The organism is uncultured Pseudokineococcus sp. (genome assembly GCF_947495735.1).
Classification (GTDB): Bacteria; Actinomycetota; Actinomycetes; order Actinomycetales; family Quadrisphaeraceae; genus Pseudokineococcus.
In genome coordinates, this window is record NZ_CANMAA010000002.1 from 482,867 (window position 1) to 498,495 (window position 15,629).

Consider the following 15,629-nt stretch of genomic DNA (forward strand, 5'->3'; position numbering starts at 1 on the left):
CGCAGGACCGGGACGGCCGACGGCCGCCCAGGAGCAGGGCACGGCACCGGACCGGGCCGACGGCGCGCCACCGAGCGCCCACGCGCGGGCGCTCGTCGTCGTGGACGTGCAGGTGGACTTCTGCGAGGGCGGCTCGCTGGCCGTCGAGGGCGGTGCGGCGGTGGCCGCGGGCATCACCCGGCACGTCGGCGAGCGCGCCGACGACTACGCCGCCGTCGTCGCCACGCAGGACTGGCACGTCGACCCGGGCGAGCACTTCAGCGACGACCCCGACTTCGCCACGAGCTGGCCGGTGCACTGCGTGGCCGGGAGCCCCGGGGCGCGGGCGCAGCCCGCCTTCGACCTGTCGCTGGCCGAGGAGGTCTTCCGCAAGGGCCAGTACTCGCACGGCTACTCCGGCTTCGAGGGCGGAGCCGAGGACGGCACCGGCCTCGCGGAGTGGCTGCGCCGCAAGGCGGTCACCGACCTGGACGTCGTCGGCATCGCCACCGACCACTGCGTGCGCGCCACCGCCCTCGACGCCGCCGCCGAGGGCTTCCGCGTCCGGGTGCTCCTGCCCCTCGTCGCGGGGACCAGCCCCGCGAGCACGGAGGCGGCGCTGGAGCAGATGCGCGCGGCGGGCGTCGAGCTCGTCGGCTGACGGCGTCCGGGCACCGCGACGGCCTCCGAGGACATGGCGCTCGCGACGACCGTCGCGGGCTCGCCCGGCTCCGGGAGCCTGGCGCCGTCTCGGTGGGTCGCTGCCGTCGGCTCGCCCGGGTCTCGCAGCGGTCGAGCCGGTCCACCGGCACCGGGAGAGCGGACGAGATGACCGTCCCGACGCTCCCGCCGAGGGCCGCCCAGGGGTCCGACGGCGACCTCTCCACCACCCTGGCGGCCGACGAGCGGGTGACCCGCTTCGGCGACGGCCGGCCGTGGGCCCGCGCGAGGTGACCGAGCGCCAGGGCCGCGGTGCGGTCAGATCCAGCCCAGCCGGCGGGCCCTGGTGCAGGCGTCGTGCCGGTTCGCGGCCCCCAGCTTCGCCGCGGCGCTGGAGGGGTAGTTGCGGACGGTGCCCGGGGACAGCGCGGCCCGCTCGGCGATCTCCGCGACCGGTGCGCCGTCGGCCGCCAGGTCGAGCACGTCGGCCTCTCGGGGGGTGAGGGGGCTGTCGCCGGCGCTGATGGCCTCGGCCGCCAGCTCCGGGTCGACGTAGCGGCCGCCCGCGTGCACCGTGCGGACGACGTGGGCGAGCGTGGCCGACGAGGTCGTCTTGGGGAGGAACCCGCGCACGCCCGCCGCCAGCGCCCGCTTGAGGTGCCCGGGACGGCCGTGGCTGGTGACGATGACCGAGCCGCAGCCGGGCAGCGCCTCCAGCAGCCGCTCGGCGACGGTGATGCCGTCGAGGCCGGGCATCTGCAGGTCCAGGACCGCGACGTCGACGCCCTCCTTGACCGCGCGCGCCAGCGCCTCGGGGCCCGAGGCCGCCTCGGCGACCACGTCCAGGTCCTCCTCCAGGTCGAGCATCTGCGCGAGCGCCGAGCGGATCAGGTTCTCGTCGTCGGCGAGCAGGACGCGGACGGGGGGCGTCGCCCCGCTCATCCGCTCACCGCCGCCCGCCTGCCCAGGTCGGCCCGCAGCACGAAGGCGTCGCCGTCGCGGTCCGCCGTGACGTCGCCGCCCAGCGGCGCGAGCCGCTCCCGCAGCCCGACCAGGCCGTTCCCCCCGCCCGCCCCGGAGCGCGGTTCGGGGCCGTCGCCGCCGGGCTCGGCGAGCACGCCGTCGTTGAGGACCACCACCGCGCCACCGTCCCACGTCACGACGACCCGTCCGGCGCGGGAGTGCCGGAGCACGTTGGTCACCGCCTCGCGCACGACCCACGCGGCCGGCTCCCTGCGCTCCGGCGGGACGTCGTCCACGTCGACCTCCACGACCAGCTCGATGCCGGCCGAGCTCAGCAGCGACGCGGCGCCGTCCAGCTCCGTCGCCAGGTCGCTGGCCCGGTAGCCCCGCGCCAGCTCCCGCACCTCCTTGAGCGTCGCGTGGGCGACGCCGCGGACCTCGAGCATGCTCTCCGCCGCCCGCGCGTCGCCGCGCGCGGCCAGCGTGGACGCGAGCTCGGACTGGACGGCGATCGTCGCCAGCCGCCGGCCCATCACGTCGTGGACGTCCCGGGAGAAGCGCAGCCGCTCCTCGGCCACGGCGAGGGCGGCGCGGGTGCCACGGGCCCGGTCGAGCTGGCGGACGACGTCCTTGAGCCACAGCGAGACGCGGATCGTGAAGAGGACGAACACCCCGCCCAGCACGCAGATCGCGACGAGCGACGGCCGGCCGCTGGTCGCGGGCACGGCGGCGCTGGCCAGCACGACGGCCACGGCCCACGGGCGGGCCCGGAGCGCGGACAGCGACCACACGAGCGGGAACCACACCAGCAGGGCGGCGCCGAGCCGCAGCCCGTAGGGCAGGAGCAGCACCCCGGCCGTGGCCAGGCCCGAGCCGACCAGCAGGGGCAGCAGCTGCGGCCACGGCGTCGGCCCGTCGGCCGGGTGCAGCCGCAGGCCGGCCCGCAGGGCGGTCGTCGCCGCCAGCCCCAGCAGCACCACCGCCGCGACCAGCAGGACGGCGACCTCCTGCTCCGGCCGCTCCTGGCGGAGCAGCTGCGTCAGGAACACCACCGGCATGAACCAGAGCAGCACGTGCAGCGACTGGTCGGTGTAGAGCTCGACCCACTCGACCTGCGTGCGCGGGCGGCGTGCGGCGCGTCCGCCTCGGGTCATGCCCGAGGTTCCCACCGCATCGAGCGCTGGGCCAGCAGCAGGGCCAGGGCCGTCCAGGCGAGCAGGACGAGCAGCGGCTGCAGGGCCTGCGCCCAGGTGCCGTCCGCCCCACCGCCGAGCCAGGCGAGCTGGACGAGGGTGTCCAGGGCCCCGCCGGGCGTGCGCTGCAGGACCTCGGCGACGCCCTCGGGGACGAGGGCGACGACCGAGCCGGCGACGGCGAGCAGGAGGACCGGGGCGCTGGTCAGCTGGGCGGCCTCGGCGTTGCGGGTCCAGGACGCCGTCCACAGCGCGAACGCCACGAACATCACGCAGGCCGTCACCACCATGAGCGCGTACAGCGCCAGGTCCGCCGGCCACGGCATCCCGAGGGCGACGGCGACCGGGACGACGACCGCGGCGACCAGGACGGCCACCACCACCCCCGGCAGGGCGAGGGCGAGGACGAGCTCGGCGTCGGTGGTCTCGCCGGTGCGCAGCCGCTTGAGGACGAGCTCGTCGCGCCGGGTCACGACCACCGAGAGCAGGTTGTAGAAGACGGGGAACAGGTAGGCGAACAGCAGGGCGAGCGAGACGGTCGAGGCACCGGCGGCGGGCTCGTCCGCGGTGACGGCGAGCATCACCAGCGGCGCCAGCGGGAGGAGCACGCCGTCGACGAGGGTCAGCCGGTTGCGGACCAGCAGCCGGGCGTTGGCCGCGGCCAGGCCGCCGACCCGTCGGGCGTCGGGGACGGACGCCCGGGGGGTGGTGCGGGTGGTGGTGCTCATGTCGGGGTGCCTCCGTCGGGCGTCGGGACCGGGCTGCTGGGTGGGGGCGCTCATGCCGGGGCGCTGCCGTCGGCGATCGCGAGGAAGACCTGCTCCAGGCTCGCGGTGCGCGCGTCCAGGCCCTCGAGGTGGACGTCGTGCTCGCGGCACCAGGTGAGCAGGTCGGTCAGGACGGGCTGCAGGTCCGGTGTGCGCAGCGAGGTGGTGCCGGCCTCCGCGCCGACCTCGACGTCGCGCGCCGGCAGCCGCAGGTCGGCTGCGAGCCGGTCGCCGAGCGCGGGGTCGAGGCTGCGGAAGGAGATGGTCGAGCGGTGGCCGGCCGCGATCTCGGCGGGCGTACCGGAGCGGACGAGCAGACCCGCGTGCATGACCTCGAGCCGGTCGGCGAGGGCCTCGGCCTCCTCCAGGTAGTGCGTGGTGAGCAGCACGGTGCAGCCGTCCTCCCGCAGCCGGCGCACCAGGCGCCACACCTCGCGCCGGCTCTCGGGGTCCAGCCCCGTGGTCGGCTCGTCGAGCATGACGAGCTCCGGGTGGCCGAGCAGGGTGCACGCCAGGTCGAGGCGGCGGACCTCGCCGCCGGACAGCGAGCGCACCCGGGTCGCGGCGCGCCCCGTCAGGTCGAGCATCTCGAGCGCCTCGGCGACCGGACGTGCGCCGGTCACCGTCGCCGCCCACATCCGCAGCGTCTCCTCGACGGTCAGGTCGCCGGAGAAGCCGCTGGTCTGCAGCAGCACCCCGATCCGGCGCCGGACCCGCGCCCGGTCGCCGACGGGGTCCAGGCCGAGGACCTCCACCGTGCCGCCGTCGGGGCGGTTGATGCCCTCGAGGACCTCCAGCGTCGACGTCTTGCCCGCGCCGTTGGTGCCCAGCAGGGCGGTGATGCTGCCGCGCGCGACGTCGAGGTCGATGCCGCGGACGGCGTCGAACGCGTCGGCGCCCCTGCCGTAGGTGCGGCGCAGACCGCGCACCCGGACGGCCGGGGTCTCCTGCGACGCGGAGGGCTGCCGGGAGGGGACGTGCTGGGCGGTGGTGGGCATGGCTCAACCCTGCGGCCTGCTCGGGGCCGCGGGCGGTGCGCGGCGTCACCGGTCGAGGTGCGTCTCGCACGGGCGACCCGTGACATCTGTCACCGCTGCAGCTCACCTCCGGTCGTCCACCCCTGGTGCGTCGCCCGAGCGCCGAGGGTGCGCGGCCCCTCGTCGAGCAGCCCCTCCCCCGTCCGGTCAGCCTCGGAGCAGTCCGGCGTCCCGGGCGAGGACGGCGAGCTGGACGCGGCCCTCGAGGTCCACGCGGGTCAGGAGGCGCGAGACGTGCGCCTGGACGGTGGCCGGTGACAGGTGCAGCGCACCGCCGATCTCGGCGTTGGACAGCCCCCGCCCGACGCCGGCGACGACGGACCGCTCCCGGTCGCTGAGGCCCTCCACGAGAGCGCGGGCGCGGTCGTCACCGGTGTCCTGCGTCGCGCGGGCGATGAGCAGGCGGGCCACGGACGGCGACAGCGCGGGGCGCCGGCCGCTGCGGTGCGGACGGCCTTGACGATCTGGGCGGGCGGGATGTCCTCGAGCAGGAACCCGTCGGCCCCGGCGCGCAGGCTCGCAGGACGTGCTCGTCGGCGTCGAAGGCGGTCAGCAGGACGACCGCGGGGCGCGGCTGCCCCTGAGGGCGCTGGGCGAGGACCTGCTCGGTGGCCCGCGCCTGAGACGCACGACCACCCACCTCGCCCCAGACGAGCGGCGCGTGGTCGCGGTGCCGGGTGGCCAGGCTCCTCGCTCGTGCACGCCGGAGCCCTCGAGGCAGAGCAGGACGCCGTCGCCGCGGTGGCCGACCCGGACCTGCCGGTGCCCCCGTGGCAGCCCTGGACCGTCGACGCGCTGGTGGCGCGCACCGCGGGCGTCCACCGGTGGGCGGCAGCTGTCACCGCCCTCCCTCCTGCTGCAGGCCTGCTCGACGACGGCCCCTACGAGCAGGCCGCCCGCGCCGACGACGACGTGCGGGCCGCGGCAGCCCTCCGTCGCGCCCTGGCGGACCCGGCGAGGCCGTGCCCGACCCTCGTGGGACCGGGCGTCACCGCCTGGTGGGCGCGGCGCCAGCTGCACGAGGTGCTCATCCACCACCACGACCTCGCACAGGCGCTGGGCCGGGCCCGGCGCACTACCTTCTCGTCATGGTGGACCGCGCCCTGCTGGCCTGGCTCCTGGAGTCCGACCCGAGCTTGCGCTGGCAGGTCCAGCGCGACCTCGCCGACGAGCCGGAGGACGTCTGGTCGGCCACGCGCGCCAGCGTGGCCACCGAGGGCTTCGGGGCCCGGCTGCTCTCCCTCCAGGACGAGGACGGCCGGTGGGCCGGCGGCGCCTACTTCCCCGCCGACGCGAGCGAGGAGGAGGCGGGACAGCCCTGGACGGCGACGACCTGGTCCTTGGGCGCGCTGCGCGAGTGGGGCGTCGAGCCCTCGGCGCTGCGCCCCGACACCGCGGGGCTGCTGGCGCGCAACGCCCGGTGGGAGTACGACGACCTGCCCTACTGGGGCGGTGAGGTCGACGCCTGCGTCAACGGCTGCACCCTGGCCGACGGGGCGTGGCTGGGCGCCGACGTGACAGCGATCGCCGACTGGTTCCTCGACCACCGCCTGGCCGACGGGGGGTGGAACTGCGAGTGGGTGGAGGGGTCGACCCGCTCCTCCTTCCACTCCACCCTGAACTCCCTGGTCGGCCTCCTCGACCACGAGGCGCGCACGGGCGGCTCGCCGGCGCTGCGCCAGGCGCGCCACGACGGGGAGGGCTACCTCCTCCAGCGGGGTCTGGTGCGACGGTCGAGCACGGGGCAGGTCCACGCGCCGTGGGCCACCCACCTGGCCTACCCCTACCGGTGGTACTACAGCACCCTGCGCGCGCTGGACTACCTCCGCGCCGCGGCCCTGCACGATGACCGGCCCCCCGACGAGCGCATGGCCGAGGCCGTCGAGCTCGTGCGCGAGGCCCGCGACGCCGACGGCACCTGGCACCAGCAGCTGCGGCACGAGGGCCGCACCTGGTTCGACGTCGACGCCAGCCCCGGCGAGGCCTCGCGGTGGCTGACCTTCCACGCGCTGCGCGTGCTCACCTGGTGGGACACCCGACCTCCACCCCCCGGCGCGTCGAACCGGGAGGCAGCCGAAGAGGCGTCCCCCGCGCCCCGCCTCCCCGCCCCGTCCACGGCGAGCCCGCTCCACCCGGACGAGAGGCCAGGGACAGCCCCCATCGCACTCGGACCGGGCTGACGGCCGGCCTCCGGCGGTCCGACAGCGGATGGCGGTCTCAGGAGGTCGTCGACCGGGGGACATCCAGCCGTCGACGTCCTCCGGCGCCGCACCGTGCGAGGCGGTCGGGTGGCGTCTGCGCGAGGACCAGCGACCCGTGCCCTCGGCGTCGTACCGTCGTCGGTCGTGGAGGATCAGCCGGAGCGGGCGCTGGTCCGGGTCTTCCCCGACTACGGCGCCGAGTGGCCGGTCTGGGGACCGGACGACCTCACCGATCCCGAGAGGTTCTCGCCACGGCTCGTCACCGACCTCCGCGAGTGGCAGGCGCGCTGGGAGCAGGAGCGCGGCGACCCGGAGCGCTACCGCAGCGGGAGCAACGCCCCGGGCCGTCAGCGCGACCTGGACCGGCTGGCGCGACACCTCGCCGCCGAGCTCCGCGGACTCGCTGACGTGCGGACCGACACCTGGTCGAGCACGGACGAGGACGGCTGAACGCCCCGCCGCCTCCTGGCGACGAGACGTCCCGCAGCCGACCGCCGACCGGCTCAGACGTCGATCATCGACCGTTCCCCGCCTTCATCGAGCGCTGAGCCGACGCAGGACCGCGTCCGCCACGCCACGCCACGCCCGGTCGGGTCGTCGACGGCCAGGTGGGTGCCGGTTGCCCAGGGCGCGCGATCATCGACAGCACGACGTCGCGCAGGCGATCGGGGCTCACACCCATCGCCGTCAGAACGTGGGTGGCGCGGGTGCCCGGCTCGAGCACGTGCGACCACAGCACCGCCGATCCGGGCTCCTGCTCGCGCGTCAGAGCTCCGGCCTCAGCGCCAGCAGGCGATGACCCGGGCCTCGGCGAAGCTGGCTCGCCCGCCACGATCAGCGACCTGGACGATCGCCTCACCGACGGCCGTGCTGACCCCTCGTGCGTGGCTGCCGCCACCCCGCCGCCGTCCCGCTCGGCGTCGCCGACCGGAACGCCCCGCGCACCCCCGGCACGAGTGACGTCGTCACCGAGCACCCGAGGCCGGTGTGCGCACCCGCGCTGCTCCGGTGGCGCGCCGTGGACGGCCGGCGGGCTGGTCTCGTCCCTGCGTGACGGCCGTCAGTGCTGTCCGGCAGGGCCGTTCGGGTCCCGACTCCGCCGCACGAGCACCAGCACGGACGCCGCAGCAGCTGCCACCGCCAGCGCCGCGAGCAGGACCCTGAGACCGGTGCTGTCCACAGCCGGCATCACGACGACGAGCGCGATCGCCACGGCCGCGTAGACGTACGGGTTCCCTCGTCGCAGCATCTCGCGACCCTAGCGAGCGTCTGCAGCGCCCCGCGCACCTCCAGGACCGCCACGGGCCGACGCGGGGAGGTCCTCCCGCGCGTGGTGCGCGACACCACCGGCGGCGGCAGCCGCTGCCGCGCCGAGGGCCCCTGGGCCGAGCTGGTCAGCCGCCCACGAGAGCCCGGGCGAGCGCGGGGTCGAGCCCCGGGGAGGTGAGCACGTGCAGCCGCTGCGTCGGCCGCGTCATGGCCACGTAGAGGTCGTGGGCGCCGGCGCGGGGGTCCTCGGCGTCCGGCCCGCCGAGGACCTCGGCGGGCTCCACCAGCACGACGGCGTCGAACTCCAGGCCCTTGGAGTCGGCGACCGTCATGACCGCGACCGGGTTCTCGAGGGCGCCCGGCCCGGTGGCGACCGGCACCCGGGCGCCGTCCGGCGACCGGAGGCGGCCCACCAGCGCCGACGCCGTCTCCGCCAGCCGCGCCGGCGGGCACAGCACCGCGAGGCGACCACCGGCGGTCCGCCCCGCCTCGGCGGCGACGACCTCGCGCAGCGCCTCGGCGCGCTCCTCCCCGAGCGCGGGGAGCTCGGTGAGCTCGGGCGGGCCCTCCCCCTCGCGCACCGACGTCGGCGTGCGACCCGGCGCGCCGCTGAGCGCGAGGACGGCGGCCGCGGCGTCCATCACCTGCTGCGGCGTGCGGTAGTTGACCGTCAGCTCCACCAGGCGCCAGCGCCCCTCGGCGAAGGGGTCCAGGACCTCGCCCCAGGCGGAAGCGCCTGCCGCAGATCGGGTCTGGGCCAGGTCACCCACGACCGTCATGGACCGGCTGGGGCAGCGGCGCACGAGCAGGCGCCACATCATCGGCGAGAGCTCCTGCGCCTCGTCGACGACGACGTGACCGAAGACCCAGGTGCGGTCTCCCCCAGCACGCTCGGCGACCGTCAGGGTCGGGGCGCTGTCGCCGAAGCGCTCCGCGAGGTCCTCCGCGGAGACGATGCCGCCCCCGGCTCCCGAGTCGAGCACGTCCCGGGCGAAGGCCACCTCCTCGGCGCGGCGGCGCTCGGCGTCGCGCCGCGCGTGCGCGGCCTCGGCGCCCTCGTCGGCGCCGAGCAGCTCGGCGGCCTCGTCGAGCAGCGGCACGTCGTCCACCGTCCACGGCGCGTCGGCGGCGCGCTGCAGCAGCGCCTGCTCGCGCGCGTCGAAGAGGCCCTCGGCGGCCTCCGCGAGCCGGTGGGGCCGGGTGAGAAGGTCCCCGAGCAGCTTCTGCGGCGACATCGGCATCCAGGCGAGGTTGAGCGCCACCCGCACGTCGCGGGAGGCCCGCAGGTCGGCCACCACGGCGGGGCGGTCCTCGGGCTCGAGGCGGTTGCCCTGCGCCCGGCCGACGAGGTCGGCCAGGTGCAGCAGCAGCTCGCGCACGAAGCCCTCGCGCGCGTCGTTGTGCGCCTGGCCGGTGGCCCGGGCCCGCGCGCGGGCCCGCTCGACGGCGCGCGGCGCCAGCACGACCGTCGTCCCCTCGACGTCGAGGCGCTGCGGCTCGGCGGGGACCCGCTGCCGGGCGGCGACGGCGCGGGCGAGCACCTCGAGCCAGCGCGCGTCCCCCTTGAGCCGGGCGACGGCCGGCCGGTCCGCCTCGCGGGCGTCCACGCCCGGGTAGAGCTGGCCCGCCGTCGCCGTGAGGACGCCGTTCTCGCCCAGCGAGGGGAGCACCTGCTCGATGTAGCGCAGGAAGACGGGGCTCGGCCCGACGACGAGGACGCCGCTGCGGGCGAGCCTCTCGCGGTGGGCGTAGAGCAGGTAGGCGGCGCGGTGCAGGGCCACCGCCGTCTTGCCCGTGCCCGGTCCCCCCTGGACGACGAGGACGCCGCGGGCGTCCGAGCGGATGACGGCGTCCTGCTCGGCCTGGATGGTCGCGACGATGTCGCCCATCCGCCCCGTGCGCTGGGCGCCGAGGGCGGCCATCAGCGCGCCCTCGCCGCCGAGGGCCACGAGCATCTGCTCGGCGAGCCCGTCGACGTCGAGCACGTCGTCCTCCAGGCCCGCCACCGTCCGCCCGCGCAGGGACAGGTGCCGGCGCCGGACCACGCCGGCCGGCCGGGCCGCGGTCGCCTGGTAGAAGGGCTCGGAGGCCGGCGCGCGCCAGTCCACCAGCAGCCGGCGCTGGGCCTCGTCGGCCAGGCCGAGGCGGCCGACGTAGCGGGTCTCGCCGTCCCGCAGGTCGAGCCGGCCGAAGACGAGCCGGTCCTCCACGGCGTCCAGCTGCGCCAGGCGCCCCTCGTGCAGGGCGGCGAAGGAGTCGCGCTCCGAGCGGTTCTGGTGGGTGCCGGTGGTCTCCGAGCGCCGCACCGCGGCGAGCTCGGCGGCCGTGCGGCGCCGGAGGTCGTCCAGGCGGTCGTAGCGCTCGTCGGCGGCGTCCTGCTCGGCCGCGACCTGCTGCGCGCGGGCGTCCGTCGCGTCCGGCGCGGGGGCCGGCTCGTCGCCGGGGCGGGTCTGGGCGGGGCTCGGGTCGGCGGTCATGGCTCCTGGTCGTCCGGTCGTCCGGTTGTCGCTCGTCGTCCGCCGCGGTCGCGGCTGCCCTGCGGCCGCGGTCTCAGCCGAGGTCGAGGGCCAGCAGGTCGTCCTCGGTCTCGCGGCGCAGCAGGAGGCGCGAGGCGCCGCCCGCCACGGCTACGACGGGCGGCCGGGGGACGTGGTTGTACTGGCTCGCCAGCGACCGGCAGTACGCGCCCGTGCCCGGCACGGCCACGAGGTCGCCGAAGCCGAGGTCGCCGGGCATGAACTCGTCCATCACGACGATGTCCCCGCTCTCGCAGTGCTTCCCGACCACTCGGGTCAGCAGGGGCGTGGCGTCGGACCGTCGCGAGGCCAGCGTCGCGGAGTAGTCGGCCGAGTACAGGGCCGTGCGCACGTTGTCGCTCATGCCGCCGTCGACGGCCACGTACCGGCGCGCCCCCCCGCCGTCGAGCACGACGTCCTTGGTCGTCCCGGCGGTGTACAGGGTGAAGGTGCTCGGCCCGACGACCGCGCGCCCGGGCTCCACGGAGATGCGCGGGACGTCGACGCCCTCGCCCGCGCAGGCCGCGGCCACGACGCGCGCCATCCCCCGGGCCAGCTCCCGCGGCGGCATCGGGTCGTGCTGCGTGGTGTAGGCGATGCCGAAGCCCCCGCCGAGGTCCATCTCGGGCAGCACGACGCCGTGCTCGCGCTGGACCTGCGCGTGCAGCCCCACCAGGCGCCGCGCGGCGACCTCGAAGCCCTCGACGTCGAAGATCTGCGACCCGATGTGGGAGTGCAGGCCCCGCAGCTCGAGCTCGGGCCGCGCCAGCACCGCGGCGGCGGCGCGCGCCGCCTCGCCCGTGCTGAGCGGCACCCCGAACTTCTGGTCCTCGTGGGCCGTGGCGATGTAGGAGTGCGTGTGCGCCTCGACGCCGACGGTCACGCGCACGAGCACGGGGGCGCGCACGCCGAGACGGCCCGCGACGTCGGCGAGCCGGTCCACCTCCTGGAGGGAGTCCACGACGACGCGCCCGAGGCCCTCTCGCAGGGCGCGCTCGAGCTCGGCGTCGGACTTGTTGTTGCCGTGCAGCGCCATCCGGGCCGGCTCCACGCCCGCGCGCAGGCCGACGGCCATCTCGCCGCCGGTGCAGGTCTCCAGCAGCATCCCCTCCTCGGCCGTCCAGCGGGCGACCGCCGTGCAGAGGAAGGCCTTGCCGGCGTAGTAGACGTCCGCCCCGCCGCACAGGTCGGCGAAGGCCTCGTCGAAGGCGGCGACCCACTCGCGGGCCCGCGCGCGCAGGTCGGCCTCGTCGACGACGTAGGCGGGCGTGCCGTGCTGGGCGGCCAGCTGCGTCACCGAGACGCCGCCGACCTCGAGGACGCCGTCGTCGTCGCGGCGGACCGTGCGGGCCCACAGCGGCTCCACGAGGTCGTTGACGTCCTCGGGCACCGCCAGCCACCCCGGGCCGCCGTAGCCCTCCGCGTGCAGCGAGCCGGCCTCGTGGGCGTGCAGCCGGGGGCTCACATCCGCTCCGGGGCGCTCACGCCCACCAGGTCGAGACCCGACGCCAGGACGGTGCGGACGGCCTCGGCCAGCCACAGGCGCGTGCGGTGGACGTCCTCCACCGGCTCCTCGCCCAGCGGCGCCACGCGGCACTCGTCGTACCACTTGTGGAAGGTGCCGGCGAGGACCTCCAGGTGGCGGGCCACCCGGTGCGGCTCGCGCAGCTCGGCGGCCTGCTCGACCACCCGCGGGTGCTCCCCCAGCGCGGCGAGGACCGCCGACTCGGTCGGGTGGGTCAGCAGCGAGGGGTCGAAGCCGTCCTCGCGGCGCACCCCGGCCGCCTCGGCGTTGCGGGCGACGCCGCACGTGCGGGCGTGGGCGTACTGCACGTAGAAGACCGGGTTCTCGGTGGTGCGCCGGGTCAGCACGTCGAGGTCGATGTCGATCATCGAGTCGATCGGGCTGCGGCTCAGCGAGTACCGCGCGGCGTCCACGCCCACGGCCTCCACCAGGTCCTGCATGGTCACGACCGTGCCGTTGCGCTTGCTCATGCGCAGCGGCTGGCCGTCGCGGACGAGGTTCACCATCTGCCCGATGAGCACCTCGACGGACGCCGGGTCGTCGCCGAACGCCGCCGCCGCCGCCTTCAGGCGCGCGACGTAGCCGTGGTGGTCGGCGCCGAGCATGTAGACGCACAGGTCCGCGCCGCGGGCGCGCTTGTCCTTGAAGTAGGCGAGGTCGCCGGCGATGTAGGCCGGCTGGCCGTCCGACTTGATGACCACGCGGTCCTTGTCGTCGCCGTGGTCGGTCGAGCGCAGCCACCAGGCGCCGTCGGCCTCGTAGAGGCTCCCCGAGGCGCGCAGCTCCTCCACGGCCGCCGTCACGGCGCCGGAGGCGTGCAGGGAGTCCTCGTGGAACCAGACGTCGAACTCGACGCCGAACTCCTGCAGGTCCCGGCGGATCTCGGCGAACATCAGCTCGACGCCGTCGTGGCGGAAGACCTCCTGCGCCTGCGCCTCGGGCAGCGCCATGACGTCCTGGCCCCGGGCCGCGGCGTCGGCGAGGACGCGCTCGGCGATCTCCCCGACGTACGCGCCGCCGTAGCCGTCCTCCGGCGCCGGCCGGCCGGCCGCGCGGGCCATCAGGCTGCGGGCGAAGCGGTCGATCTGGGCGCCGTGGTCGTTGAAGTAGTACTCGCGCACGACCTCGGCGCCCGTCGCCTGCAGCACCCGGGCCAGCGCGTCGCCGACGGCGGCCCAGCGCGTGCCGCCGAGGTGGATGGGCCCGGTCGGGTTGGCCGAGACGAACTCCAGGTTGACGCGCTGGCCGGCCCGCCGGTCGCTCGTGCCGTATGCGGCGCCGGCCTCGACCACGGTGCGGGCGAGCACGCCCGCCGCCGAGGCGTCCAGGGTCACGTTGAGGAAGCCCGGACCCGCCACGTCGACCGCGCTGACGCCGTCGACCCGACCCAGGCGGGCGGCGAGAGCGGTGGCGAGGTCGCGGGGGCGCGCACCGGCGGGCTTCGCCAGCTGCAGCGCCACGTTGGTCGCCCAGTCCCCGTGCTCGCGGCTGCGGGGGCGCTCGACGCGCACGTCGTCGGGGAGGTCGGCGACGCCCAGCGAGCCCAGCGCCGGCTCACCGGACTCGACCGCCTCGACGAGGCAGCGGCGGATCGCGGCGGACAGCTCGGCGGGAGTCACGGCGGAGGAGTCTAGGAGAGCCGGGCCCGTCGGTCCGTCCCCGCCCCGGCGGCCGGACGGCGCCCGAGGAGCGGGACTCCCGCACGGCCAGGGGGCGGGACGACGAGAGCCGCACCTGCAGGTGCAGGTGCGGCTCTGGCGTGGTGCCCCCGGCAGGATTCGAACCTGCGCCCCCGCCTCCGGAGGGCGGTGCTCTATCCCCTGAGCTACGGGGGCCTCGTGGACCCTGGGAACGGCGGCGAGACTACCCCACCCGGGGCGGCGGGGCGGACGCCGCCGCCCCCGGGGGGCGCATCACCAGCCCGACGGCAGCGGGCGGCCCTCCTCGTAGCCGGACGGCGACTGGACGCCGACCACGGCCCGCTCGTGCAGCTCGGGCAGGGTGCGGGCCCCCGCGTAGGTGCACGCGCTGCGGATGCCCGACGTGATCGAGTCGAGCAGGTCCTCCACGCCCGGGCGCGCGGGGTCCAGCAGCATCCGCGAGCTGGAGATGCCCTCCTCGAACAGGGCCTTGCGCGCGCGGTCCAGCGAGGACTCCTCGCGGGTCCGGTGGGCGACGGCGCGCTTGGAGGCCATGCCGAAGCTCTCCTTGTAGCTGCGTCCCCGCTCGTCGACGAGCAGGTCGCCGGGGCTCTCGTGCGTCCCCGCGAACCAGGAGCCGACCATCACCGAGCTGGCGCCGGCGGCGAGCGCCAGGGCGAGGTCGCGCGGGTGGCGCACGCCGCCGTCGGCCCACACCGAGGCCCCGAGCTCGCGGGCCGCCGCCGCGCACTCCAGGACGGCGGAGAACTGGGGCCGGCCGACGCCGGTCATCATCCGCGTCGTGCACATGGCGCCCGGCCCGACGCCCACCTTGACGACGTCGGCGCCCGCCTCGACGAGGTCGCGCACGCCCTCGGCGGTGACCACGTTGCCCGCGACGACCGGCACCCGGGGGTCGAGCGCCCGCACGGCCCGCAGCGCGTCGACCATCCGCTCCTGGTGCCCGTGCGCGGTGTCGACGACGAGGACGTCGACGCCCGCGGCCAGCAGCGACGCGGCGCTGCCCGCGACGTCCCCGGTGACGCCCACGGCGGCGCCGACGCGCAGCCGGCCGCCGTCGTCGACCGCCGGCGCGTAGAGGGCCGAGCGGATGCACCCCAGGCGGGTCATCGCCCCGGCGAGGACGCCGTCGCGCACCACGGGCGCGAACCAGCGGCGCGCGCCGTCGAGCACCTCGAAGGCGCGGTCCAGGCCGCCCGGGGCCTCGACCTCGTCGGCGTCGAGCACCAGCGGGGAGGTCGTCATCACCGCGGACAGCGAGGTGAACCGGTCGACGCCCTCGCAGTCGGAGGCGGTCACCACGCCGACCGGGCGGCGCTCGGCGTCGACCACGACGAGGGCGCCGTGCGCGCGCTTGGGCAGCAGGTGCAGCGCGTCGACGACCCGGTCCCCCGGTGCCGCGACGATGGGCGTCTCGAGCACGGTGCTGCGCGCCTTCACCCAGGAGACGACGTCCGCCACGACGTCGAGCGGCACGTCCTGGGGGATGACGGACAGGCCGCCGCGCCGAGCCACCGTCTCGGCCATGCGGCGGCCGGAGACGGCCGTCATGTTGGCCACGACGACCGGGATCGTCGTCCCGACGCCGTCGTCGGTGCGCAGGTCGACCTCGGTCCGCGAGGCCACCCCCGACCGGGCCGGGACGAGGAAGACGTCGTTGTAGGTCAGGTCGTGACCGGGAGCCGAGCCGTCGAGGAAGCGCACGGGCGGCGAGCCTACGGCGCCGCGCCGCGCCGCGCCGACGCCCGCGCGCAGCCCGCGACGGCCGCCCGCCAGCCGTGTGACGCAGGTCTCACGGGCCGCGCCGGGCCCGCGCCGACGAGCGGCGGCGCAGGGGGCAGGCACTACGCTTCCCCTG

The 15,629-nt window shown here is 76.6% G+C and carries 14 protein-coding genes, 1 tRNA gene and 1 pseudogene; 5 read left to right on the top strand and 11 right to left on the bottom strand.

Annotation, left to right across the window (positions count from 1 at the left end; genetic code table 11):
- Positions 1-100: 100 nt before the first annotated feature.
- Both Q0848_RS05125 and Q0848_RS05130 read left to right on the top strand, forming a co-directional pair.
- Entirely contained in the window at positions 101-640 is a 540-nt protein-coding gene (locus Q0848_RS05125; protein ID WP_366146438.1) for an isochorismatase family protein, read from the top strand.
- A 167-nt stretch (positions 641-807) separates the two neighbouring features.
- Positions 808-933: a hypothetical protein gene (locus Q0848_RS05130; protein ID WP_299035720.1), complete on the top strand. Its 126-nt coding sequence runs from the start codon at positions 808-810 to the stop codon at positions 931-933.
- Positions 934-957: 24 nt separating this feature from the next.
- Here Q0848_RS05130 and Q0848_RS05135 read toward each other — a convergent pair whose 3' ends face one another.
- The 5 genes from Q0848_RS05135 to Q0848_RS05155 all read right to left on the bottom strand — a co-directional run bounded on the left by Q0848_RS05135 (position 958) and on the right by Q0848_RS05155 (position 5,010).
- Complete coding sequence (locus Q0848_RS05135; protein ID WP_299035722.1) at positions 958-1,581, bottom strand: response regulator transcription factor; 624 nt, start codon at positions 1,579-1,581, stop codon at positions 958-960.
- On the bottom strand, positions 1,578-2,756 hold the full coding sequence (locus Q0848_RS05140; protein ID WP_299035724.1) for a sensor histidine kinase: 1,179 nt from the start codon (positions 2,754-2,756) through the stop codon (positions 1,578-1,580). Before Q0848_RS05140 ends, Q0848_RS05135 begins: the two co-directional genes overlap by 4 nt.
- Positions 2,753-3,577 carry an ABC transporter permease gene (locus tag Q0848_RS05145; protein ID WP_299035726.1) on the bottom strand — a complete coding sequence of 275 codons (825 nt, stop codon included), beginning with the start codon at positions 3,575-3,577 and terminating at the stop codon, positions 2,753-2,755. The genes Q0848_RS05140 and Q0848_RS05145 overlap by 4 nt, the downstream gene beginning before the upstream one ends.
- On the bottom strand, positions 3,574-4,560 hold the full coding sequence (locus Q0848_RS05150; protein ID WP_299035728.1) for an ABC transporter ATP-binding protein: 987 nt from the start codon (positions 4,558-4,560) through the stop codon (positions 3,574-3,576). The genes Q0848_RS05145 and Q0848_RS05150 overlap by 4 nt, the downstream gene beginning before the upstream one ends.
- A 186-nt stretch (positions 4,561-4,746) precedes the next feature.
- Positions 4,747-5,010, bottom strand: coding sequence for a response regulator transcription factor (locus Q0848_RS05155; RefSeq protein ID WP_299035730.1), 264 nt, complete (start codon positions 5,008-5,010; stop codon positions 4,747-4,749).
- 66 nt (positions 5,011-5,076) lie between these two features.
- Here Q0848_RS05155 and Q0848_RS18995 point away from each other — a divergent pair.
- The 3 genes and pseudogenes from Q0848_RS18995 to Q0848_RS05165 form a co-directional block, all read left to right on the top strand.
- Positions 5,077-5,637: pseudogene (locus tag Q0848_RS18995) on the top strand (maleylpyruvate isomerase N-terminal domain-containing protein); the annotation flags it as partial.
- 50 nt (positions 5,638-5,687) lie between these two features.
- Positions 5,688-6,779 carry a squalene cyclase gene (locus Q0848_RS05160; RefSeq protein ID WP_299035732.1) on the top strand — a complete coding sequence of 364 codons (1,092 nt, stop codon included), beginning with the start codon at positions 5,688-5,690 and terminating at the stop codon, positions 6,777-6,779.
- Between the two features lie 165 nt (positions 6,780-6,944).
- Positions 6,945-7,250, top strand: coding sequence for a hypothetical protein (locus Q0848_RS05165; protein ID WP_299035734.1), 306 nt, complete (start codon positions 6,945-6,947; stop codon positions 7,248-7,250).
- Positions 7,251-7,860: 610 nt separating this feature from the next.
- Here the strand turns inward: Q0848_RS05165 and Q0848_RS05170 are convergent.
- The 6 genes from Q0848_RS05170 to Q0848_RS05195 form a co-directional block, all read right to left on the bottom strand.
- Entirely contained in the window at positions 7,861-8,049 is a 189-nt protein-coding gene (locus tag Q0848_RS05170; RefSeq protein ID WP_299035736.1) for a hypothetical protein, read from the bottom strand.
- 145 nt (positions 8,050-8,194) lie between these two features.
- On the bottom strand, positions 8,195-10,546 hold the full coding sequence (locus Q0848_RS05175; RefSeq protein WP_299035738.1) for an AAA family ATPase: 2,352 nt from the start codon (positions 10,544-10,546) through the stop codon (positions 8,195-8,197).
- A 73-nt stretch (positions 10,547-10,619) separates the two neighbouring features.
- Positions 10,620-12,038, bottom strand: a complete 1,419-nt coding sequence (lysA, locus tag Q0848_RS05180) for a diaminopimelate decarboxylase (protein ID WP_366146439.1) — start codon at positions 12,036-12,038, stop codon at positions 10,620-10,622.
- A gap of 8 nt (positions 12,039-12,046) precedes the next feature.
- On the bottom strand, positions 12,047-13,729 hold the full coding sequence (argS, locus tag Q0848_RS05185) for an arginine--tRNA ligase (protein ID WP_299035742.1): 1,683 nt from the start codon (positions 13,727-13,729) through the stop codon (positions 12,047-12,049).
- A gap of 141 nt (positions 13,730-13,870) precedes the next feature.
- A tRNA-Arg gene (locus Q0848_RS05190) sits at positions 13,871-13,945 on the bottom strand.
- A 78-nt stretch (positions 13,946-14,023) separates the two neighbouring features.
- Positions 14,024-15,475 (bottom strand): GuaB1 family IMP dehydrogenase-related protein, encoded by a 1,452-nt coding sequence (locus Q0848_RS05195; RefSeq protein ID WP_299035744.1) that lies wholly within the window; start codon positions 15,473-15,475, stop codon positions 14,024-14,026.
- Between the last annotated feature and the right edge of the window lie 154 nt (positions 15,476-15,629).